The 23,234-nt window shown below is 61.9% G+C and carries 19 protein-coding genes; 8 read left to right on the top strand and 11 right to left on the bottom strand.

Going from position 1 to position 23,234, the window contains the following annotated elements:
• The first annotated feature begins 155 nt into the window (after window positions 1-155).
• Both C8J43_RS10660 and cobA read left to right on the top strand, forming a co-directional pair.
• Window positions 156-2,750: a nitrate reductase gene (locus tag C8J43_RS10660; protein WP_133030892.1), complete on the top strand. Its 2,595-nt coding sequence runs from the start codon at window positions 156-158 to the stop codon at window positions 2,748-2,750.
• Window positions 2,740-3,582, top strand: a complete 843-nt coding sequence (gene cobA, locus C8J43_RS10655) for a uroporphyrinogen-III C-methyltransferase (RefSeq protein WP_133030891.1) — start codon at window positions 2,740-2,742, stop codon at window positions 3,580-3,582. Before C8J43_RS10660 ends, cobA begins: the two co-directional genes overlap by 11 nt.
• Here cobA and C8J43_RS10650 read toward each other — a convergent pair.
• Window positions 3,527-5,281 carry a chloride channel protein gene (locus tag C8J43_RS10650; RefSeq protein ID WP_243645516.1) on the bottom strand — a complete coding sequence of 585 codons (1,755 nt, stop codon included), beginning with the start codon at window positions 5,279-5,281 and terminating at the stop codon, window positions 3,527-3,529. The genes cobA and C8J43_RS10650 overlap by 56 nt on opposite strands.
• A 76-nt stretch (window positions 5,282-5,357) precedes the next feature.
• On the opposite strand from C8J43_RS10650, the gene C8J43_RS10645 reads away from it, so the two are divergent.
• Window positions 5,358-5,768, top strand: a complete 411-nt coding sequence (locus C8J43_RS10645) for a MarR family winged helix-turn-helix transcriptional regulator (RefSeq protein WP_133030890.1) — start codon at window positions 5,358-5,360, stop codon at window positions 5,766-5,768.
• Between the two features lie 130 nt (window positions 5,769-5,898).
• Window positions 5,899-7,440 (top strand): MFS transporter, encoded by a 1,542-nt coding sequence (locus tag C8J43_RS10640; protein WP_133030889.1) that lies wholly within the window; start codon window positions 5,899-5,901, stop codon window positions 7,438-7,440.
• 604 nt (window positions 7,441-8,044) lie between these two features.
• On the opposite strand, the gene C8J43_RS10635 is transcribed toward C8J43_RS10640, so the two are convergent.
• The gene (locus C8J43_RS10635) at window positions 8,045-8,359 is read right to left on the bottom strand and encodes a hypothetical protein (RefSeq protein ID WP_133030888.1); all 315 of its coding nucleotides are present in this window, start codon (window positions 8,357-8,359) and stop codon (window positions 8,045-8,047) included.
• Between the two features lie 1,149 nt (window positions 8,360-9,508).
• Here C8J43_RS10635 and C8J43_RS10630 point away from each other — a divergent pair.
• Window positions 9,509-9,892, top strand: a complete 384-nt coding sequence (locus tag C8J43_RS10630; RefSeq protein ID WP_133030887.1) for a hypothetical protein — start codon at window positions 9,509-9,511, stop codon at window positions 9,890-9,892.
• Between the two features lie 248 nt (window positions 9,893-10,140).
• On the opposite strand, the gene C8J43_RS10625 is transcribed toward C8J43_RS10630, so the two are convergent.
• From C8J43_RS10625 to C8J43_RS10615, 3 genes are read right to left on the bottom strand one after another with little or no spacing between them, the layout of a single operon-like run.
• Complete coding sequence (locus C8J43_RS10625) at window positions 10,141-10,380, bottom strand: hypothetical protein (RefSeq protein WP_133030886.1); 240 nt, start codon at window positions 10,378-10,380, stop codon at window positions 10,141-10,143.
• Window positions 10,381-10,392: 12 nt separating this feature from the next.
• Window positions 10,393-11,943 (bottom strand): hypothetical protein, encoded by a 1,551-nt coding sequence (locus tag C8J43_RS10620; RefSeq protein WP_133030885.1) that lies wholly within the window; start codon window positions 11,941-11,943, stop codon window positions 10,393-10,395.
• Window positions 11,943-13,658 carry a molecular chaperone HscC gene (locus C8J43_RS10615; protein WP_347812506.1) on the bottom strand — a complete coding sequence of 572 codons (1,716 nt, stop codon included), beginning with the start codon at window positions 13,656-13,658 and terminating at the stop codon, window positions 11,943-11,945. The genes C8J43_RS10620 and C8J43_RS10615 overlap by 1 nt, the downstream gene beginning before the upstream one ends.
• 828 nt (window positions 13,659-14,486) lie before the next feature.
• Between C8J43_RS10615 and C8J43_RS22540 the strand changes: the two genes are divergently transcribed.
• The 3 genes from C8J43_RS22540 to C8J43_RS10605 all read left to right on the top strand — a co-directional run bounded on the left by C8J43_RS22540 (window position 14,487) and on the right by C8J43_RS10605 (window position 15,981).
• Window positions 14,487-14,615, top strand: coding sequence for a hypothetical protein (locus tag C8J43_RS22540; protein ID WP_279388831.1), 129 nt, complete (start codon window positions 14,487-14,489; stop codon window positions 14,613-14,615).
• 546 nt (window positions 14,616-15,161) lie between these two features.
• Window positions 15,162-15,533, top strand: coding sequence for a dihydrofolate reductase family protein (locus tag C8J43_RS10610; protein WP_207893374.1), 372 nt, complete (start codon window positions 15,162-15,164; stop codon window positions 15,531-15,533).
• A 112-nt stretch (window positions 15,534-15,645) separates the two neighbouring features.
• On the top strand, window positions 15,646-15,981 hold the full coding sequence (locus tag C8J43_RS10605; RefSeq protein WP_133030883.1) for a hypothetical protein: 336 nt from the start codon (window positions 15,646-15,648) through the stop codon (window positions 15,979-15,981).
• A 259-nt stretch (window positions 15,982-16,240) separates the two neighbouring features.
• Here the strand turns inward: C8J43_RS10605 and C8J43_RS10600 are convergent, their stop codons facing one another.
• From C8J43_RS10600 to C8J43_RS10575, 6 genes are all read right to left on the bottom strand, one after another.
• Entirely contained in the window at window positions 16,241-17,056 is an 816-nt protein-coding gene (locus C8J43_RS10600) for an APH(3')-I family aminoglycoside O-phosphotransferase (protein ID WP_133030882.1), read from the bottom strand.
• 151 nt (window positions 17,057-17,207) lie between these two features.
• The gene (locus tag C8J43_RS10595; RefSeq protein ID WP_207893373.1) at window positions 17,208-17,918 is read right to left on the bottom strand and encodes a GNAT family N-acetyltransferase; all 711 of its coding nucleotides are present in this window, start codon (window positions 17,916-17,918) and stop codon (window positions 17,208-17,210) included.
• 73 nt (window positions 17,919-17,991) lie between these two features.
• Complete coding sequence (locus C8J43_RS10590) at window positions 17,992-18,492, bottom strand: hypothetical protein (protein ID WP_243645515.1); 501 nt, start codon at window positions 18,490-18,492, stop codon at window positions 17,992-17,994.
• 698 nt (window positions 18,493-19,190) lie between these two features.
• Window positions 19,191-20,414, bottom strand: coding sequence for an alpha-galactosidase (locus C8J43_RS10585; protein ID WP_243645514.1), 1,224 nt, complete (start codon window positions 20,412-20,414; stop codon window positions 19,191-19,193).
• 43 nt (window positions 20,415-20,457) lie between these two features.
• Complete coding sequence (locus C8J43_RS10580; protein WP_133030880.1) at window positions 20,458-21,708, bottom strand: ROK family transcriptional regulator; 1,251 nt, start codon at window positions 21,706-21,708, stop codon at window positions 20,458-20,460.
• Entirely contained in the window at window positions 21,701-23,215 is a 1,515-nt protein-coding gene (locus C8J43_RS10575) for a tryptophan halogenase family protein (protein ID WP_263817013.1), read from the bottom strand. Before C8J43_RS10575 ends, C8J43_RS10580 begins: the two co-directional genes overlap by 8 nt.
• Between the last annotated feature and the right edge of the window lie 19 nt (window positions 23,216-23,234).

The raw sequence follows: 23,234 nt of genomic DNA, 5'->3' as shown, positions 1-23,234 counted from the left end.
TCCCCGAGGGGGAGAGGGCTAATGGCTTCCACCCGCGTGATCGTCCCACTGCTCCCTCTCCCCTCTGGGGAGAGGGTCGGGGTGAGGGGTTGGGGCGCGTGCTGCCCGTCCCAACTGCCCCTCACCCAACCCTCTCCCCGAGGGGGAGAGGGCTAATGGCGGCCGTTCGCACGACGTGCGCGTATTGCGGTGTCGGTTGCGGCATACTCGCGACGCCGACCGGCGAACGCCGCGTCACGATCGCAGGCGACCCCGACCACCCCGCCAACACAGGCAAGCTCTGTTCGAAGGGCACGCATCTCGGCGAGACGATCGGGCTCGAAGGTCGCCTCCTCACCCCGATGATCGGCCAGCGCCGCGCCTCCTGGGACAAGGCGCTCGACCTCGTCGCCAAACGCTTCCGCGACACGATCGCGCAGCACGGCCCCAACAGCGTCGCCTTCTATGTCTCCGGACAACTGCTCACCGAGGATTATTACGTCGCCAACAAGCTGATGAAGGGCTTCATCGGCTCGGCGAACATCGACACCAATTCGCGGCTTTGCATGGCGAGCGCGGTCGCGGGCCACATGCGCGCGTTCGGCGAGGATATCGTCCCCGCGAGCTACGACGATCTCGACGCCGCCGACCTGATCGTGCTCGTCGGATCGAACACCGCCTGGTGCCACCCGATCGTCTATCAACGCATCCGCGCGCGCTGCGACGCCGGCGCGAAGCTGGTGGTGATCGACCCGCGCCGGACCGAGACCGCGGACGAGGCCGACCTCCATCTCGCGATCCGGCCCGGCACCGACGTCGCGCTGATGAATGGCTTGCTCGCGTGGTGCCGTGACGCGGGCGTGGTCGACCACGACTATCTCGCCGCACACGTCGCGACGCCCGATGCGTTCTGGGACCAGTTCGACGAGGGCAGCGACCTGTGGTCGGTAGCGCGCATCTGCGACGTTCCGCCGCAGGACCTCCGGCGCTTCTTCGAACTGTTCGCCGCGACGCCGAAGACCGTCACTATGTTCAGCCAGGGCGTGAACCAGTCGCTGTCGGGCACCGATCAGGTCAACGCGATCACCAACCTGCACCTCGCGACCGGGCGCATCGGCAAGCCGGGTGCGGCGCCCTTCTCGATCACCGGCCAGCCCAATGCGATGGGTGGTCGCGAGGTCGGCGGGCTCGCGTCGTCACTCGCCGCGCACATGGATTTTGCGCCCGAGAACGTCGCCCGTGTCGGCCGGTTCTGGGCCGCGCCCAACATGGCGACCAAGCCGGGGCTGAAGGCGGTCGACCTGTTCCGCGAACTCGGCAACGGCCGGATCAAGGCGCTGTGGGTGATGGCGACCAACCCCGCGGTGTCGATGCCCGACGCCGGCCGCGTTCGCGAGGCGCTGGCGGCGTGCCCGTTCGTCGTCGTCTCCGACGTGATCGAGACGACCGACACATCGGTCCACGCGCACGTCCGCCTGCCTGCCGCTGCCTGGGGCGAGAAGGACGGCACCGTAACCAACTCGGACCGCACGATCAGCCGCCAGCGCGCGTTCATGGCCGCGCCCGGCGACGCAAAACCGGACTGGTGGATTATCTGCGAAGTCGGTCGGCGGATGGGCTGGAAAACCGCGTTCTCCTATGACCGGCCGGCCGAGATCTGGCGCGAGCATTGCCGGTTATCGGCGTATGAGAATGACGGCACGCGGATGTTCGCGCTTCCTGGTCACGCCGCGAAGGGCAATGCGGAATACGATGCGATGACGCCGTTTCGCTGGGGTGGCGCGCCCTTCGCAGACGGCCGGTTTTCGACACCCGATGGCCGTGCGCGCCTCGTAGCATTGGCGCAAAAGCCAGTTGCCGCGCCGCTCGCGCAATGGCCGATGACGCTCAACACCGGGCGCTACCGCGACCAGTGGCACACGATGACCCGTACCGGCCTGTCGCCCAAGCTCGCGCGCCACCGCGAGGAACCGTTGGTCGAGGTCCACCCCGACGACGCGATGCGACTGGGGATCATCGATGGCGGCTTGGCGCGCGTAATCACACCGCAGGGCGACAGTGTCTTCCGCGCGACCGTCGTCGCGACGCAGCGGATCGGCGAGCTGTTCGTACCGATCCACTGGACAGACCGCACCGCGACCGGGGGCCGCGCGGGGCTGCTCCCCCGCCCGCTCGCCGACCCTGTCTCGGGCCAGCCGGGCTTCAAGGCGACCCCCGTCCGGATCGAACCGGTTGCAACCGAGTGGCGCGGCTTCGTCGTGGTCCGCAGCGAACTGGCGACGCGCCCCGATTGCCTGTGGGCGACGCGCGTCGCGGTACCGGGTGGAACGGCGTGGGACATGGCGGGCAACGGCGACGCCGCCGCACTCGACGCGTTGCTGCCGAAGGGCCAGCGGATCGAGGCAGTCGATGCGGCTCGGGGCTCGCGCCGGATCGCGATATTGGAGGGCGGCAAGCTCGCCGCAGTGCTGTTCGTGACCCGGGACGGTACACTTCCGCCCCGCGACTGGCTCGTCGCGCAACTGAGCGAGGCCATCGCCGCCCCCACCCTGCTCGCCGGCCGCGCGCCAGGCGCTCAGGTCGATCGCGGGCCAATCGTCTGCGCGTGCTTCGACGTCGGGCTGAAGACCATCCTCGCCGCGATCGCCGACCAGCGTCTCGCCGACGTCCCCGCGATCGGTACGGCACTGAAAGCCGGCACCAATTGCGGATCGTGCCGCCCTGCCCTCGCCAAACTCCTCGTCACGCAAGGATCAGCCCATGTCGCATGATTTCCCGCCCGGTTCGGTCTGGCTAGTCGGTGCCGGGCCCGGCGATCCCGACCTGCTTACGCGGAAAGCCGAGCGGCTGATCGCGGCGGCCGACATCGTGTTTTACGACGCGCTGGTCGGCTCGGGCGTCCTTGCACTCATTCCCGACGGCATCGAGCGGGTAAGTGTCGGCAAGCGATCGGGCCGGCATTCGAAGGATCAGGTCTCGATCAACGTCTTGCTCGCCGGGGCAGCGCTCGCCGGCAAGCGCGTCGTCCGGCTCAAGGGCGGCGATCCGTCGATCTTCGGCCGCTCGACCGAGGAACTCGAGCACCTCGCCGCCAACGGCATCACGGTGCGGATCTGCCCCGGCATTACCGCCGCCAGCGCCGCCGCGGCCTCGGGTGGCGCCTCGCTGACGCTGCGCGGCCTCGCGCGGAAGCTGACGTTCGTCACCGCGCACGCCCGCGCCGGCGAAGCGCTCGATCTCGACTGGACCGCGCTCGCCGCGCCCGATGCCACGCTCGCCGTCTATATGGGTCGCGCTGCCGCCGGCGAAGTCGCGCGTAACCTGGTCGCAGCCGGGCGCGCGCCCGACACGCCGGTCATGGTCGCGGTCAACGTCTCGCTCCCAAGCGAACGCATCCTGCGCGGCCGACTGTCGGCGCTCGCGTTCCTGGTCGAGACGATCAGCGATCATGACCCCGCGCTGCTGCTGATCGGGGAGGCGATCGCGGTATCGTCGATAGCATTCGGTGCAAACGACGGCGCGGACGCGCAACTAGGAGTTCAGGCTGCTAGCGCGAACCGGCCCGTCCGGTTTCCGACTGACGCTGCGTGCGGCGAGCTTTGAGCAAGTCCTGACGCGAGAGGATGCCGACGACCTGTCGCGTATCGCGCGCGACGATCGGCACGCGTCCAATGCCGGATTCGACCATCATGTCGGCCACGACTCCGATCGGCGTATCGGGATACGCCACGAGCAGCGAAGCGTCCGACAAGGTCTCGGTCAGCGACACGTCGGTGCCGGGTTGCATCGTCCGCCAGCGCAACGCGTCGGTCCGCGACACCAGGCCAAGCACGCGACCCGCATCGTCGACGACCGGATAGCTCCGATGCTCGGCACGATCCGCGAAAAAGGTCGTCGCGTCTGCGGTCGTCATCGAACCTGGCAACGTCGCGGGCGCGCGTGACATCAACTGCTCCGCTTGCATCAGATCGAGGGGATCGACGCTATACTCCTGCAGGATATGCCGGCCGCGGCGCGCGATCTTCTCGGTCAGGATCGATCGCCGCATCAGCAAGACGCTGACCGCATAAGCGGCGGCGGCGGCGGCGATGGTCAGCGGCAAGGCATCGAAATGCCGCGTCAGTTCCGTGGCAAACAGCGCCCCGGTGATCGGTGCCCGCATCGCGCCACTCATGATGCCGGCCATCCCGATCATAGCCCACAACCCTGAACCGCCGGGCAGGACCTGGCCGATCAGCGCCCCCGCGGCGCCACCCAGGATCAGCAACGGCGCGAGGATGCCGCCCGACGTGCCCGATCCCAAAGCGACCAGCCAGACGATCGCCTTCACGACTAGCAGCGCGAGGATGACGCGCACCGCGAGGGACCCGTCGAGTAGCGCCTGGATATTTGGATAGCCGGCGCCCAGGACATGCGCGTCGACCAGTCCGCCGAGACCGACGACGACCGCGCCTATTGCCGGCCACCACATCCAGTGCACCGGGAGGCGATGAAACGCGTCCTCCACCGCGTAAAGCGCGACCGACAGCGCCGCCGCCAGCATACCCGTGGCAAGACCGACTCCCGCGGCGAACGCGATCGGCCACCCCCCGGATGGCGTCGTACCCACGAACGGGAACATCGGACCGCCGTCGAGCAGCACCGGCCGCCACGCGAACGCGACCAAGACGGCGACCACCACCGGTACGAAGCTGCGCGGCTTCCACTCGAACAGCAAGACCTCGACCGCCAGCAGGATCGCGGCAAGCGGCGTCCCGAAGATCGCGGTCATACCCGCCGCCGCGCCCGCGACGAGCAGTGTCTTGCGCTCGGCGGCACTCATGTGGAAGCGTTGCGCGAACAGCGATCCGATCGCCCCGCCGGTCATGATGATCGGCCCTTCCGCCCCGAACGGCCCGCCACTGCCGATAGATACCGCGGCGGATAGCGGCTTGAGCAGAGCGACCTTGGCCGACATCCGGCTTTCGCCGAACAGGATCGTCTCGATCGCCTCGGGTATGCCATGCCCCCGGATCTTGTCGGAGCCGTAGCGCGCCATCAGGCCGATGATGAGACCGCCGATAACGGGAATGGCGACCATCCACGGCCCGACGAGCGTGTCGACGATCGCGGCTGACCGCGTGGAAAGTCGACCGAACCAGAAGAGGTTGGTCGCCAGCGCGATGAGTTTGATGAGCATCCATGCCGCAAGCGCCCCGCCGGTCCCGACGACGATCGCCATCGCCGCCAGCATCAGCATTCGCCGGTCGGCGCTATGGTCCGCGAGCCGGTGGTTTTCGATTGCTCGTACCGCTGCGATCATGATGAGAGTCTTTCGCCTCCAAGGAAGGCAGGCTATTATATCGTAGTGCGATATATATCAACACGGGCTGACTACGATGAGCGATACGGACGCATTGAAGGACGCCGATTATCGGGCACTGGCGGATTTTCGCCATGCGCTGCGGCTGTTCACGACCTTCAGTGAGACTGCGGCGGCGGCGGCTGGGCTTGCGCCGCAACAGCATCAGGCGCTGCTCGCAATCCGGGCGGCGCCGGTCGACGACATCACGATCGGCTATGTCGCGACTCGGCTGGTCCTCAAGCCGCATAGCGCCTCGGGACTGATCGACAGGCTGGAGGGGTCGAACCTCGTCGTTCGCTACAATTCCGACGGCGACAAGCGCCGCTCGCTGCTGCGGTTGACGCCCGAGGGCGAGACGATGCTCGCGGGTCTGTCATCGGTTCATCGCGATGAGATCGCCCGTCTCCGGCCCATGCTGACCGAAATGCTCGATCGGTTTGGATAAGGCATGTGCCCGTGCCCGGCGGGAAACATCTGTCGCGATACGATCTAAAATGCCAAGGTGAGCTTGCGCGTATCGGTAGCCGCTGCGCAAACGACCACGGCGCGGAACGCGGTGGCGAAACGAGGGGGAAATGCAGACGATGGTGACCGGTAGGCGGGGTCTGTGGGCCTTCGTGCTCGGCTGTATCGCGGTGACGATCGGGGTCGCCCTGCATCTGCCGATGTTTCTGATGGCTCGCGGCATGGGCTACCGGATGGCCGGCATGCCGATGGACGTCGGCATGCTGTTCGGCATGGCGCTGATCGTCGGCGGGACCGGCCTCGCCGCCTATGGGTTGCTACCGGGCGATGCCATGCGGTTGCGGCGGCAGTTGAGGCATATGACCGTCACCGGGCTGCAGGATGCACCGTTGCGCGCGTCGCACTGGGTCATGATGGGCGCACTGATCGTGGCGCTGGTGATCGACGTCATGAAGCCCGCCGCGCTTGGCTTCACCCTGTCGGGCATGACGAGCGAATATGGCGTGTCGCGTGCCACCGCCTCGCTGGTGCCGTTCTCGGCGCTGTCGGGGACGGTCGCGGGATCGATCGTGTGGGGCTTCGTTGCGGACATATACGGGCGCAAGGCGTCGATCCTGCTGTCGGCGGTGATGTTCGTCGGCACGTCGATCTGCGGCGCGATGCCGAGCCTCGCCTGGAACATCGCCATGTGTTTCATGATGGGTGCGGCTGCCGGCGGGATGCTGCCGGTCACCTATGCGCTGCTCGCCGAGATGATGCCGAACCGACACCGCGGCTGGAGCCTCGTGCTCATCGGCGGCCTGGGCGCGGCGGGAGGCTATTTCGCGGCCAGCGGCCTGTCGGCGCTCCTCCAGCCGATCTTCGGGTGGAGGATCCTGTGGCTGGCCAATCTGCCGACCGGACTGCTGCTGATCCTTCTTGGTCGGCTGATACCGGAATCGCCACGGTTCCTGGTCGTTCAGGGGCGCGCGCACGAGGCGGAGATGGTGCTCGCGCGCTTCGGTGGCGGGCGTGTGACGAGGCAGGACGCGCCGTCGAGTGATGGGGCGGACGTTGCCGCACGGCCGACCTTGCGCAACGCCGGAGCGCTCGTCGCCTTCAGCATCGCCGCGCTGGCCTGGGGCTGCGCCAATTTCGGCCTGTTGCTCTGGCTGCCCGCCGACCTCGTCGCTCGCGGTTATAGCGTCGGCGTGGCTAGCGGACTGCTCGCCAAGGCGTCGCTGATCGCGGTCCCTACGATCTTCGTCGCAGCGCTGCTCTACAGCCGCTGGAGCAGCAAGGGTGCGCTTCTCGCAGCCATCGCGATGCTCGCCTTGGGACTCGTCGGTGTGTTATGGGTCGAGCGGCAATCCGGCGCCGTCAGTCCCGTCCTGCCGGTCGCCGCGCTGATCGTAGGCGTCAACGCGATCATCGCCATCTTGCTGCCCTATGTCGCCGAGAGCTTCCCGGCACGCGTTCGTGGGCGCGCCACGGGATGGGTCGCGGCCTGTTCCAAAGCCGGTGGCCTGGGCGCACAAGGACTCGCGATTGCAGGTGCGGTCCCGCCGCTGGCGACCGTAGCGGGTCTAGTTCTGGTACCGACGGCCGCTTCTCTCGTACTGGTGGCGTGGCTGGGTCGCGAAACCAAAGGACGAGACGTCGACGTCATCTAGCCGGCGATCTGGATCTGCAAATCGTTGCGTGAAGCAAATGACGGCGTCTGACCATCTTCGTGCCAAGCCGCCCTATTTGTAATCAGCCTCTTCGAACTGCCAAATTTAAAACGAATAAGGTCAGCCACGGATACCACAATCGGACGCTCACGCCCCTTCCCTAGCTTCCCAACTCCGAACGCTGGTTCAGCTTTGCGATAAGACCGATTTTTGAGGCCGCCTATCCGCTCGCGAATGTCGTGATGGGAAAGGAAAGCAGAGCGTCCGCTATCGGGAAGGCAGATGGCGTCAGCGGACGTCGGCTGACGCTGCAGCCTCCACAAAAAGGATTAATTTCGAGAACCTCACCTATCCAGAGCCCCGTTCGTTTGTTGACAACCTTGTCATGACCAATTCAACCATCGTCAGATATCCCGTTGGCCATTCTATGATCGCCTCCGTCCAACTGCTGAGCACCAAACCCTTGGTATCAGCTAAAGTCTAATTGAAGAAGTGATCTTTGGACGTGCGTTTTTCGCATACTCCAAGAAGTTTGCACGAACCGACTCTGCCACTAGTCGAGGTGCATCAGTGGGCCGCAATTGCTCTGACTGAGTGAATATCTTCAACTTGTTCCCACCCACGCCTTTAATCGTATTTTTTCAGTCATGCTGGCGCCAAAGTTACGAAATAGAAAACCTGATGAAAACCTATCACTCCCTACAACATCTTCAATCAACGAATGAGATGTCATAATTAACTCAAAGTAGCATATTGATTTAGAATCAGAACGTCGCTCTTTAACTTTATTTACGGTTTTATGGTCAAGAGGCAATTGATGATCCACAACCAAGGTCGCACTTGGCAGGCCCAGGCTTGTAGCTACGACGACGTCTCGCATCGCTGACATTTGTGACCTTGGAGTAAGCAGGTCACTCATTGATTTATTAATTTATTTTTTGGATGACCCACCTCTTATTATTTCATTGTATAAATAAAGACCATGCCCGCCCAACTTCTCCGACGGCCAAACATGTAACTCACAACGCGTAGTACTTAAGCCGGAACTAGCACGCGCCGTGGGCGTGTTTTGCGCGATAGCGGGATAAGCTATAAGCGGCGCCAGTGTGACTGCACCCATATTCACGTACCAATTTCTCATAAGCTCTCCAAGTAAAAGGTTTTTTGTTACGGCCATTTGCCACCTGGAGGAGGCGGCGCTGGTGGGGTGGGCCTATAGCCCATCGCATAGGCGCTACAGGTCTCGGGTGTGCATCCCCCTACAGCCTCCGCATAAGCAACGATCCGCGTTTTGATCGCACACGGCATGTCGGTCGTATCGATAACCAGCCCTGGCCGCGGCAATATTCGAGCGCCGGTCCGAAGATACTCGCGCAGAAGGCTGTCTGATAGCGGCGCTCCATTAAATACCAATACAACATCCGCGATACGGACAACGTTTTTGTTGCGCATTGGTAGGGGGCGCATGCTCCATTGTGCGCCAACAGGACAAGTCGGTGCACCGGCACCCGCGGACACTATAAGTAAGGCAAAGGTTAATACCATCAAACACCACCTGACGCCCAAAGCGGAACGATTATTGATCGGTACGTCATCTTATACTGGAGCCCCTCAACGTCAACGAGTGCCGACTGCCGGAGCCGTCCGGTGCGGTCCGGTGCGGTCCGGTGCGGTCCGGTAGCGAGCGGTCCGCGCACGTGCACATGCACGTGCAGAATAGGACAGCCGAATGTATCTGCCACGTTGCAGCAACGTTCGCGCATACTAGGATGCTAAAAAAGGGGACGTTATTATTATCACGTACAAGCTGGCCGCCCTAGCCATAGTCACATCGGCGAGTGCCGCACCGGCACCGGCACCGAGGCCCCTGATCATCGATCACCGTACCGCAGGTGAAGACAGACAGCGCAACCTGTCAGCTAGCATCTTCTCTTGCAGCTTTGGGATCCGTGTTCTCAGTGACGAGGGCCGCTCCCGTAAACGGCTTGATACTCTAGACGCCGCGCTCCGCGCTTCATCGCTCGCGCGACGCCTGGAACAGCGGCCGGTGGTGCTCCGATCCTATCAGGTGTTCTTTAACTCCGCAGCGGCGCAAATGAACCAGGCGCTCTCGATCGGGGTCGGATCGGTCAACGGTGGCGCAGGCTTTGTTGGTCGCAGTGCTGCCGTGCCTAAATGCAGCCGCGACAAAACACCGGACGGTTGGTTCGATCCTGCCGAAACGAACAACGGGAACCCACCAATTATCGTAGAGATCAAGGCAGAGGTGGCCGGCAAACCCCTGTTAGTCCGCAGCGTCCATTCTCCAAATGAAGCTCTTCATGTTCCCGCTACTGCCTTCAGCAGCAAGGCGAAGAAAAACTTCGCCGAAGGAGAAGCAGCGCTGGAATTTTATCGCGCCATCGACGAGGCAAATATTCGTTTTGTGGAAAAGGCTACAGCGTTAATCTGATTGAGGATGAGCATATTCTTTGAAACGATCTAGCCTTGCCCCCTAGTTGGACGGAAGGTCACATGGACACGCGCGTCATCAGGACCTCGGTTCTAACTGCGCGTATATGAAGGGTCGCGGTACGTCGCCGCCCGATCTGCCTCCCCGAACCGATGCATGTAGGTGTACATGGCAAGGGACGCGATTGAGCATGCCGTCAGCGTAAAGGCAGATGGACGATAGGATGACGGCAAATTGCCTCTGCGAGCCTAGTAATCTCTGCCGAACAGGTTGCGGAGGAAGTCGAGCTTGACGGCATTGGGTTTGAACGTCGCTTCGTCGATCAGGGCGATGTTGGCGTTGCAGATGGCGGCCGGACTCCCGTGAAAGGCAAGAGCGGCCTTGAAGTCGGCACGGGACAGCTGCGAGCGAGATTCAGCTCCGGCGACGATCGCGCGGGGAACGCCAAGTTCGGCGGGTTTGGGCTTCGGCTTGACGGGGCCTCCCAACAAAGCGCGGCCTCACAGCGTGGCTTGGTATTCGGCAAAAGTACGTGACGGCGGATCTTTGCCGGTGCCCTTCAGGACGTCGACGCATTGGGCCATGCTCCCTTGGGCCGCCCAGTGGAGTTGGTTGACATAGGCCCGGGCATTATCGGTGATCAGCTTTGCGTCCGGCCCGCGTAACGCGGACGCGAAGACGCTGTTGACGATCGCGTAGGCGCGCGGGACGAACGTCTCGAAGGATCGGCCGCCCGCCTTCTCGGACTGCCAGGCGCTGGCCAACTGAGCATATGCAGGCGGGTTTTTCTGCTTGAGATCGGCCACGGTCACGGTGTCCGCCGTTATCCGATCAAGCACCTGTTGGAGGTCGGACGACATATCGACGAACGGTGGCTGCAGTACGGGAGGAGAGGACGCGGTGTGGGCCGACCCTGCCGACACCGGCTTGGTTTTGCTCGCGGGACTGGGCAGCGGGATCAGCACGAGGATCAAAATATAGGCGATGCCCAAGGCACGCGCCCTCATGCTGTGCTGGGCGCGGAACAGGAACCAGACGAAGATGTACGGAAACAGGAACATGCCGATATACAGCAGCGGATTGGCGCGGTGCTGCTGGCCTTCGCCGATCCCGCGTTCCCAGACGGTCCGCCGCCAGCGTTCGCGGAACCAGCGCGAGACCGGGTTACCGCGGTGCTGGGCGGCGATGCGCGCGTTCCACCACTGCAGGGTGTCCTGGTTGAGGCCGGGAAGTGCGGTCGGGTGAAGCGATTGCAGATAGGATAGCAGATATTCGACCGCCGCCCCGTATCGCCACGCGCGCAACCTGCCCCAGCGCACGGGCGGGGGCTCGCGCAGACCGGTAAGCAGGTCCGCATAGAACCCATTCTGATGTAGCAGCCCGACCTCGAAATACCGGTCCTCGCGGCGCCGTAGAATCCAGTCGACGATCGGGAGGCGCCGCAGTTCGACACCCTCCGCAACCCATTTGAAATGGGCAATTGCGACGTCGATCATGGGATCACTGCGCGGCGTAGCGCGGAAGATGAGGTCGGCGACCATCCCCTCGACGTTTTGGGCATGATCGATCGCCACCATTGCGGGGTCGGTCAGAACGCGCTGAGTCGCCTCGACGATATCGTCCACAGATGCAGCCAGGGCAGGATCGAACAGCAGCGCGTGCAAGCGGTCGATCCGCGTCGTATCGGGGACGAAGGACGGCACCATCGTGGGTGCGGCTTCGGGAAGATCCGCCGGGTAGCTCGGCTCAACGCACTGATCCGACGTCGGCGCCGGCGCCTGCTCGGAATGCTGCCGATCGGGGCTGTGCGGATCGCTCGAGCCGAACGGCGTCGCGAACGCCACCTCGTGGAACTCGCTGCCGCGCACCCAATCCATCGCGGAGTCCCGCGCCCCGCGCAGGGCGATGAAGGCAGCGGGGTCGACCTCGGGATCGATCGCTTTCAATCGCCTGCCGTATGCGCGACGGATCGCGGTCTGGTCGTCGGTCGGATCGATGCCGAGGATCGACCACACCGACGATGTCGTGCCGTGCCAGCCGCTATCGTCCATCACAGGTAGCGTTCGCCTTCGAGTTCGTCGAGTTGATCGCTTACGGCTTTGACCGCGTCGGCGATCATCCGCGGATCCTGCGAGCCCAGCGCCCCTTCGAAATATCCGATCAGCCGGCCGACCAGGTCGCGCTTGGGGCCGATGAACGATTCGTAGCAGCGCTCGGCCCGACTGAGCAAAGCTTGGTTGACCTGCTGCTCGCGCGGATGAATCTTTAGCGCCGCCAGCAAGGTGCGCCGCGCGGCCAGTTCCTCTTCGGTGATCGGATCCTGTTCGTCGCGGATCACCAGCTGTTCGCGCACGCCCGTCTCGGGGACGATCACGTCGACTTCCAGCAAGCCGCTGACGTCATAGGTGAAGCGGCAATCGATGACGACCTCGCCGGCCGGGCGCGGGGGCACCGGCAGCGATACCGACCCCAGATGGATGTTGGCGCTAACCTGGCGGGACTCGCCCTGGAAGATTCCGAATTCGATCTTGCTCTGGTTCGGCGAGGCAGTCTGGAAGCGGTGGACGCGACTGGTCGGGAGAACGGTATTGCGTTCGATGATCGGCGCGAAGATGCCGTGGTGCACCGCCCCGGTCGCGGTAAGTTCGGAGACGTTGACGCCTAGCGTGTAGGGGCAGACGTCGGTCAGCCGGACTTCGGTGAGGTCGGCGTCGCGCGCCTTCAGCCCGGCCTGGACCGCGGCACCCAGCGCGACCGCATGGTCGGGGTAAACGGCAGTGTTAGGGAAGCGCGAGAACATTCGGGTCACCGTCCGGCGCACGATCGGCATCCGCGTCGCGCCACCGACCAGCACGATCTCGCTCATCTGGCCCGCTCGGATGTCGCTGTCGCGCATCGCGCGCAGCACGGGATCGCGCAGCCGGTCGAGCAACGGCCCTGCGGCCTGTTCGAAATCCGCCGCGGTGATGTCGGTCTGATATTCGCTATCGTTCCACAGGATCGCGAAGGATGCGCTGTCATGGTCGGTGAGCATCCGCCGCGTGCGCTCCGCTGCGCCGCGCATTGTTTCGCGAAGTTGGACGTTGTTCTGATAATGCGGTAGCGATAGGCGCGTACGAGCCAGCGCCATCATCACTTCGTTGAAATCCTCGCCGCCGAGTTGGTTGTCGCCGGCCGAGGCGCGCACTTCGATGATGCCGTCGAAGATCTCGACGATCGACACGTCGAAAGTGCCGCCGCCCAAGTCGAACACCAGAAACGGTTCGCGGTCGGAACGATCGATGATACCGTAGGACAAGGCAGCGGCAGTCGGTTCGTTGATGAGGCGCTCGACCGTTAATCCCGCGAGCTGCCCGGCGCGACGTGTTGCCTTGCGCTGGCGATCGTTGAAATAAGCGGGGACGGTGATGACCGCGCCGTCGACGGGTGCGCCGAGTTCGCGTTCGGCATCCCGCTTCAGTTCCGCCAGGACGAGCGAGGACAGGTCCTCGGGCGTGAAGCGCGTAGTGCCGAGCATGACCTGCCTCTGGCTGCCCATCAGCCGCTTGAAAGTGGTCGCGGTCAGCGCCGGATGCGAACGCTGCCGGTCGCGCGCCGCCATGCCGACGAGGATGGTACCGTCGTCGGTCATGCTGACCGCGGACGGAGTCAGGAAATCGCCGAGCGCATTGGGGATCAGCTGTGGCGCGCCGTCGCGCCAATATGCCACCGCACTGTTCGTAGTGCCCAGGTCTATGCCAACAATCACGCCGCCCCCGCCTCGCATTCCGCCGATGGTATCGGACGGCCGAATAGCTTAAAACGGGTTTGTCGCGAAAGAAAAGAGCTTTGCCAAGCGTTACGATCAAACAGAGCGATTAGATCGCTGATGAATTGCGCCGCTGGAAAAGGGGTCGCACCCGACGAGGGCGGACTATGCCACTTGCTGGTCGTTGGTCCGCACTTTGGGGCGCACGCCCGATGACGTGACTGCGGCAGGGAAACTGCGGCTGTCCTCGACGCAGGGGGCGTCACCGGACCTGGCGAAACTGTCGATATCGGTACCGCCGAGGGGCTACTCCGCCGCAGAGCAAGCCTTCGCGAACCCAGATATGGCTATTCACGCTCGTCGCTAAAGTTTGGTTGGCCACCGCGATCCAGATCGCTTCGATTACCCTCGCCCTTTTAGAAGTGCCTCTCTGGCCGACCTTTGGCCCCGACATTACCGCTGAGGATATTACGCTTTAGGCGGTGATGACAGAGTGGTTCTACATCACGCCGATCCCGCTGTTCGTCATCGGTCGCTGTTGAAACAGACTGCCCGATTCTTGAGGGCAGGCGCTTCGAAGCAGACTCATTGCAATCCACCAAAGATGCGATTTGCGATCGGCATAGAACCTTTCTCGATCGGCATGCATGACAAGTTGGGGTAAGCCGCTGGCGCTCTCACGAGCCGATGGTTGTGTACATATCAGCGCTAATTGGCACGGTTCTGTCAGCGAAAAATGTCACGTCGCAGGGTGGCGAGGCGTCCCGTTGCCTCGCGCAACCAATGGTCAGCCGGTGACAGTCGGTTCGGGTTTCGCTTGAACCCGCTCGAGCCTATAGGCGCCGCATGACAAAGCCGCCTCGCGAAACCAGCGCCTCGACGAAGCCACCTCTCAATGGTTGGCTCGGGATAGGCATCGTGCTTGTCACCATGACGATCTCGTTCTTCGTGGCTTACGCCTACCTGCTACCGTAAATCCCGCTCGATACGCTAGTCGCACGCCGCGGCATTCGAGCCCATGGCGAATGCGCGGTGAGCGACACGCGCTGTTCTTCTTAAGGGTGCGGTAGATATGATCTCGAATTGCCTGGAAGGAAGGTTGGGCGTGGCTAAGTCGGGCGTCTCAACGGCTCCACTCTTGATCTGAACTCGATGGATTAACTTCTCCGGATGTTCGCAAGGGTCGGAAATGCCAGCAGCGCAGGGCCAGCAAGACCCAGAAACGGTCATCCACAGCCCCCGCCGGCTTCCCGACATCCGACATTCGTTCATGTCTGAGGCAGCCGCCGATACGGTGGAAATGGCTCTTTGTCGGACAGCCGAGGTCTGTCCGGACCTACGATATTATTGCAGCCTGCCGGCCATTCGTCGAAGGCGAGATGGAAGGCATGGGCGACGCAATGACTTCCGCCGACAGGCATGTTGTAACGCATGGCGATCAGCCGCTCGACTGGGCAAACAGCTATCGCCTGGACGGAATTGCCGCGATCCGAGCCCTGAAGGATAGCCGACGGTCCGGACTTGCTGATTCAAGGCTCCTCAACGCTCTACCCTCCGCTCCTCGCTGCCGGGCTAACCGACGAACTGGTCCTCATGACCTTTCCTGTCGTGCTGGGGACCGGCAAGCGTCTGTTCGGAGACGGCACCCCTTCAGGTTCACTGCGCCTGCTCGACCATCAGGTTCGCGCAAAAGGCGTGATCGTCACACGCTGGGCACAAGCCGGGCCTATCCGAAGAGTGATTGGAAGCGATCGAGACGCCAACGGCGGATACTGGCAAGCCGAAATTCCTTCAAGCGAGGGCGAATGGCGCGGCGGTTCAGCGGTTTTGAACATTAGAACGGCAATGGTGGCTACGTCGAAAGCTCACCGAAAGGCTTGCGGGGCTGGATAGGTTCGGCAAGATTGCAAATGTCGAGTGACGAAGTAAATGTCTTGCCCGGCCACGGGGAACAGATTTGGTTCCCGTCGGGAAGTACCCGCCCAGGCGAGACGATGCCGACGCCATGGATTATCAAATGATGATCGCAGAGACCTCAATAAACTTGATTCATGAATTGGACTTATTAGCAGGCGAGGTTTTGTTTTCGGTGTCGAATAACGATCCAGAAAGCGCCAATACCATCGCTCGCTACCGAGAAATAATGCGAAACGGAGCCTTAGACGGCAACGCGCAGGAGGCGTTCCGTGAAGCAAACCTGCTAACGACAGTGAATAAGGGAGTCGCTGATCGAGAGCGAGAGGAAGACGATCCGGCAATCACGTCGCAAGCTCGTGCGCTGAGCGCAAAGGCGATTCATACAGCAAGAAGCCTTCGGCATGATCTCGGGATTCCATACTAAGCGTTGACGCTTATCAACGTAGCGGCTGGACCATGAGCCGCTTCCGGGCAAGCTCTGGAACGAGCTCAACGTCCGTTATTGAGCGATAGCGGAATGGCCGGAATGAAAAGGAAACCGGACTGGCTGCTTTCGGGACGACGGGTGGCGCTAGCCGACATTGGGCAGCTGCCGGCTCCCGAAAAGGATCGGAAAAAGGGAATCTGCTTACCGGCGCTCAAGCATCGTATGAGGGCCCCTCCGGGGGCGTCGCTGCCGGGGCTTAGAACATTTCATCCAGCAAAAGGTGAAACTGGAGCTTGCATTCGTCGGCCTCTGCGACGCCGTACTGTTCAAAAAAACGGTCTTGTAGCGATGCATCGAATTTCCCGAGGCAATTCCACAATATAGCTAGGTCTTGGTAGCGGTCCGCGATACCGACCCTGCCGGCGTCGATGCAGCCGACCACTTCACCATTGAGCATCAGGATATTATCTAGCGAAATATCGCCATGCGTGACTACGGGGTCGGAGGGCATCGGCAGCAGGTGCTGCATTGCTTCCCAAACTTGCTCCGCCGTCCAGCCTTCGCGCTCGTCGTCAAAGTCGTCTTCGTCGACCAGATCCGCGTCGATGCGTTCACGCGCCCGTGAAAGGCGGTAGGCGTGATCGCTGTTGAAGGGGCATTCGCTGGTCGGAATGGCATGTAGACGCCGCAGAAACGTCGCGAGCGCATCGACTATCCCAGCACCCGCATCGGGTTGCGCCTCCAGAATCTGGCATGCAGTCTGTCCAGGCACCGCCGTCATCAGCAGCCATGCCTCGTCCTGCATGGCAACGAAGCCTTCGACGGCCGGGACGGGGATGTACCTTCCCAGCCAACGCAATCGGACCATTTCGTCGGTTATGTCGCCAGCGACGGAGCTTCGCCCATGCTTGAGGAACAGGTCAGGCGCGCCGATCTTGCCATGCAGCCGATAAACGGCACCACCTGATTCCCCGACGTTATCGCGCGCCCACTCATACCCCACCAAGGGCGCGGACATACTCGCAGGCAGCGGTATGGCTGCACATGCCTCTTCTCGATCTAAATCCATTATCCCTCACCCTTCCGCGACGCCTTATGGCAACCGAGGTGGGCCGAAGGTAGCCCAGCATGAGGACGCTCCGTGTCTTCGGCTTCCCGAAAACGGAGGGCGACCGAGACCTGCTCTTTCCCGAAAGGACGGTCAGCCGGGAATATGCGAGTCTCTAAGCCGCAGTTCGATCGAGCACGTCAGATGCCACTATCCACTTGCCGAACAGCGCAAAGCCGCATGATTTAGCAAGGGCGACGGATGCAAGGTTGTCGAGCTGACAACGATACTGCGGCTCATATCCCTTTCGGCGCGAGAATTCGCTGATCGTCAGGACGACCGCACGTGCGAAACCTCTTCCCCGAACATCGGGAAGCGTCAGCACTCCTAAGTCCGCGAACGGGCCGCTTTCCCAAGGGTATGCGCTGGCGGCACTGACCAGCCGACCGTCCTCAAAGCAACCGAACACCCCCCAATGATCGAATTCGACAAACGCATCGTCGCGGTCCTGCTCTGATGCATCGGCATGGAACGCCTCGAACGCATCGCGATCCTCGATCGTAAGCTGGCGGGCGACCATTGATTGACCGGATGCGACGCACGTATCCGCGGGAAGGTAGAACAGATAGTCGGGATCGTGCAGGCTGACGCCGCCGCGTTCCAACAGGTCCTGTATGTCGGCGATCGACGTGACACCCGGCGCATTAGGACTGACCCGATCGATCAGCTCGGGTCGCAATACGGTTCGCACCCGGCCATCAATGCCCTCCAGCATCATCGCCGGGCGTTTGGGGTTCAACTTCTCGCTTACCGCCCACGTCGAGCTGCCGTCACCAGCGAACGCTTCATGCCAGTAGTCCAGAACGGGCTTGGGGAATATCGTCATGCGGCTGCACTACCATAGCGGCTCACTGCCCCGGCACCCCACTTTCCCGATGGGATCAAGATTTGTGACACGGTTAGACTGTGGCTGCCGTCTGTCGCTTTGCGAGCCAATCACGACGGACTGCGATGCCGGACGCGAGCCAGAGCGCACCAGCGGCCATGAATCCAGCGACCTCGCCGCCTGTAGGGGCTTCGACAATGAAGCCAATGATCGCTGCAACAATTAGTGCCGTTCCAAGAACATAGAACGGAGGAAAGCCGCCGGCGAAGGCGATTGGTAGGAAATGCAGGCCGACGACCAACGCCATTGATGGTAACAGAAGATCGGGCCGGTGCAGGTTCACTACGATGTTAGCGGCTAGGAAAAGGCCGACGCCTTCACCAATGCTGCTCCACATGATGGCTCGTTCTTCTTTCGGTGACGGCTTGATGCCCTCGCCAGGTGTACGGATCACATACCTCGCGGCAAGAGCGATCAGCATGAATCCCAAGAAGGGCAGCGCCAGAGTGATCCCGGACAAGTGCCATTGCCAGTAAAGCGTCAACGCTGCGAACACCGCTCCGAAGAAGCTCATAATCAGCGCGCCCCATGCTCCCACAGACGGTCCCCCTATGTTTAGGAGGCCGATAGTACGTCTGCTATTTCAGCAGGTCGAGAAGGATACGCCCGTTCTCGTTTGGGAACGTTTGGGCGTTAGCAGTCGCCAGCCCTCAGTCGCGCAACGCCAGCGAGTGTTGCACCGAACTGCACCGTCGCTGTTTGCTCGATCGGTGCGCGTCGGGCGAGGATCTAAGCCGATTCCTGCCAATGGGGGGGCACCTTTTGCGCCACGAAAAGACTGCGGGCGAGGCGGGGTAATAGCGTGTTGCATGGGGTCGCGAAATTGGGCCCTCCCCGACCCCGCCCGGCGCGATGCTCGCCGCCCCGATTGCTGCCGGACTAAAAGCGCTACCCGCCGGGGACGATGGTTAGCAGCACCCGTGATACCCTTAGTGCTGCCATGGGGGATGACACAGGGGGCGACGCCTTTATCGCGCCGCTGCGCGATAAAGGCGGGTTAGTTGACCCACAAGCGGACGCTCAGCGTCCTTGTTGTGCTTTCCAAGTTCGGACATTCGTTCATGGTTCGCAACTGCCCAGCAACGCTAATAAACGGTCAAACTGACGGCTTTGCTGCTGGGCTTAACGCAACCTCTCGAACGGCAGGTTCGCCGCAAACTAGCATCCGGTGTTCGTCTGCCCGACGACGCGTGATAGAACCCGGTGGCGCGATCAGGGGGTAACTTTAACCATGATCACCCCATGCGCTGGCACCAGTGCGGCGTATCGGTCACTAACCTTGCCTATCGAGCGATGGCTCCACACGTCGCGTACGTCTGCACGGACCGAGCGGGTCAGACCTATTTCCGGCCAATTGACCTCGATCTTGGCAGGACTTTCGGAGCGGTTGAATAGTATCACGGCCCGGCTTCCATCGCTCAACGGCTTCGACCAGACCTCCAGATCGCCATCATCGCGTATACGACGACCCTGCTGACCCAGGGGGTCCTGATTGACCGCGATTACCTCCTTGTTCAACAAAATGTCGCGCGTTGCTGCACTCATGTTGGTGATATCGTTGCCGGCAATCAGTGGTGAAGTCATCATCGCCCACAGACTAAAATGGGAGCGGTACTCGGTATCGGACATTCCGCCGTTGCCGACCTCGAGCATGTCGGCATCGTTCCAGTGCCCGGGCCCCGCATACGGATAAAGCGGCTCGTTCGCGTCAACGATGTCGACCATACCGATCGACCATTTGTCCCGCCCCTTCCAGGCATCGCGGATATCGCTGGTCGTGCGCCACGAGTTGCCGATCTTCTTGCCCCATTCCCACGGACGATTGTTGCCCCATTCGCACATCGCCAGAAGAACCGGCCGCCCCGTGGCTTTGAGGGCATCCGACATGAGCGCGTAGGCGCTCTCGGCATTCAACGTGCCAGTCGAGCACCAGTCATACTTTAGGTAATCAACGCCCCACCGAGCGTATGTAAGCGCGTCCTGATATTCATGTCCCAAGCTGCCGGGTTTGCCGGCACAGGTCTTGGCGCCGGCATCGGAGTATATCCCGAACTTGAGGCCGCGAGCGTGGACGTAATCGGCCAGTGCCTTCATGCCCGATGGAAACTTTTCTCGACTTTCCGTGATGAAGCCGGTGGCATCGCGCTCACCGTGCCAGCAGTCGTCGATGACGACATACTCGTACCCCGCATCGCGCATGCCATTCGTCGCCATGGTGTCGGCGATGCGACGCACCGTCTTCTCATCGATGTTGCAGCCGAACTTGTTCCAGCTGTTCCATCCCATCTGCGGCGTTCGTGCCAACCCATTGGCCTTGCGGTTCGGGTCCAACGAAGGACGCAACGTGTTTGGATCGACAAACTGATCCTGCGCGCGCGCCACGCCGACCGCAAACGGCAGAAAGGCAAGTACAACTAGATGCGCCAGCTTTTTCAAAAGTACTTCCTAATTAAAGCAATACGTCAGATCATTCGTTTGGCTATGCCGATTGCGACTTGATGAGTATCCCGTCCGACGGCAGGATGCGGTCGAGAAAAGGCAGGATCGCGGCGCCTATTGCCGGACTATCTCGCGAGAGACTCGCCCGAGCGATCGGCGCAATTATAGGGATATTGGGTGCTGCCGTTCGCAGTTTTCGGTAGGTATCCGTAGCGAGCTGATCGAGGATATCGTCCGGCAGCCGCCCTCCAACGAGAACAATCGCGGGATTGACTAGGCAGTTCACGGCCGTCAGCGCTGGCACGAGCGCGTCCGATGCGTCGTCGAGCCAAGCGGCAACGTGCGGCTTGAACGCTGCGGTAAACGGTTGCGTTGGATCCATACCCGCCGGGTCCAGTCCTGCAGTCTCTAGATAGCTCGACAACGCCGACAGGGAGACGACGTCCTGCAGCACCTTGGTCGGATCAGTGGCGAGCGGCAGAAAGCCGAGTTCCCCGCCGCGGGCGTTTGCGCCACGGTAATAAGCGCCGTCGATCACGACCCCGCCGCCTAGTCCCGCGCTGACGAGAATGTAGAAGAAGTTCGCATGGTGCCCGTCGCCGAACTGTGCCTCGCCGATGGCTGCTGCCGCGGCATCGTTGTCGATGTGTATCGACCAGGGGACGATAGGTGCGAGCATCGCCTGGATATCGACATCGCTCCACTGCTCGTACCCGGCCGGGCGATGCGGCAGGTCGACCCGCCCGATGTCGTCGGGAAGCGCCACACCCATCCCAAGCACCCGATCCAAGCGTATCGCATCGGTATCAACGATTGCCGCGATCCCCTTTTCGACGACCCGTACGACATCGTCTGGCGACGCGAATGCGATCTGTTGGGTAAATCGAGAGCGCACCGTGCCAGCTAGATCGAGTGATACCAACGTAACATGATCGCGATCAATGTTGAGGCCAATGGCGAAGCCCCCTTCCGGATTTATCCGGAGGCGGGTCGCCGGTTGCCCTCGACCGCCCAAGCGTCGTCCGGCATCGATCACGAGTTCGTTCTCGAATAATCGCCCTACGATGTTGGCGATCGTCGGCGCGGTCAAATTGGTCATCACCGCGATTTCGTTTCGCGTGATGTCAGGATTACGCCGAATGATCTGCGTGACGACGCGCTGATTATAGTCACCCGCACGTTCCAGGTTTGTGCCCGACAGGCTTGGCCCAAGCCTGACAGATCGGTCGTCTGCGGTAACGCTGCCGCTAGCCGATCTTCCTGAAACTTTGAAATTCGAGGGCTTATCCATTCGCGGCAAAGTTCATTGACCGGGATGCGGGAGGAGCTGACGCGGGGGCAAAGGACTTGAGAAACGTCTCGTGCGGTTCGGCAAGCGCAACGGCGTCACGTATCGAACCCTTCATCCGTTCGAACGCTGCCTCGAGATCTGACAGGGAGAAATGATCCGCCAGCGGGTCATGCGCAGCGGCATCAATGCCAAATCCGGCATACATGGAGAGCCAACTTGGGTCCTGAAACGATTCCCATTCATAGCGCACGAGGTGTCCACGAGCCTTGAACAATTTCAGCTTGCGCTCCAGCTGCTCTGGGAGCGCGGTGCCTCGGCAGCGATCCCACATCGGCTCACCCTGCCGACCATTGGCAAAATAGTGCAGGACCAGGAAATCGCGGATCCGCGCATATTCGAGGCCCGTGGTCCGATTATACTCATCCGCCAGCGCCGGATCAAAACTCCTATCAGGCAGCAAGGCGAGTAACTTCTCCAAGCCGGTCTGGATGAGCGTGATGCTCGTCGATTCCAGGGGTTCCATAAATCCCGCGGCGAGTCCGAGTGCGACACAGTTCCCTTGCCAGAATGCGGTCCGACGACCGGTACGGAAACGAATCATATTAGGCTCGGCCAGCGCTTCGCCTTCGAGCCGACCTTTCAAAGTCGCAACGGCCTCGTCATCCGAAATGTGGCGGCTCGCATAGACATAGCCGTTACCGACCCGGTGCTGCAGCGGAATCCGCCATTGCCATCCGGCAGTCAGTGCCGTGCTGCGCGTATATGGGGTAAGCGGTTCTGCTCGTTCGCACGGCATAGCGACCGCGCGATCGCACGGAAGCAGGTTCGTCCAATCCTCGTACGGTACGCCCAGCGCGTCGCCGAGCAATAGCGACCTAAAGCCCGAGCAATCGATGAAGAAGTCGCCCGCGATCGTTTTGCCACACTCGGTATCGACGCTGGATATGAATCCCGTAGATTGATCGACAAGAACATCGGTGATCGTGGCGTCGATGTGCTTGACGCCCCATTCGCCCGCCTTTTTTGCCAAAAACTTGGCAAACAGGCCTGCGTCGAAATGTACGGCCCAGTCGAAGAACAGCAGGTCATGCACCGGACTGTCGGTCGGTCGCATGAACAGGTTTCGCTCGGCAAGCGCGGTTGCGAGACAGAATTCGGACAACGGCGTAGGTCGCCCCGCTGCATTCAGTTTGCGCCAGTAATGATGGAACGCCACCCCTCGCGATCGCATCCCGTACAGACCAAATGGGTGGAAAAATCGCTCACCCTCGCGCTTCCAGTCGACGAACTCGATCCCGAGCTTCACTGTGCCCTGCGCAGCCGCCATGACGTCCTGCTCGGTGACGCCGATCTCCCTAAAGAAATCCCGAATGCCGGGAACGGTCGCCTCACCGACCCCCACCGTGCGGATATCGCTGGATTCGACGACCGTGATTGTCACGGACTGACGATCGAGCCTGCGCGCGAGGAGCGTCGCTGCCATCCACCCCGCAGTGCCGCCGCCCACAATCACGATCGAGCGTAGC

The sequence above is a fragment of the Sphingomonas sp. PP-CE-1G-424 genome (assembly GCF_004341085.1).
Lineage (GTDB): Bacteria > Pseudomonadota > Alphaproteobacteria > Sphingomonadales > Sphingomonadaceae > Sphingomonas.
This window is presented reverse-complemented; position numbering and strand designations above follow the sequence as displayed.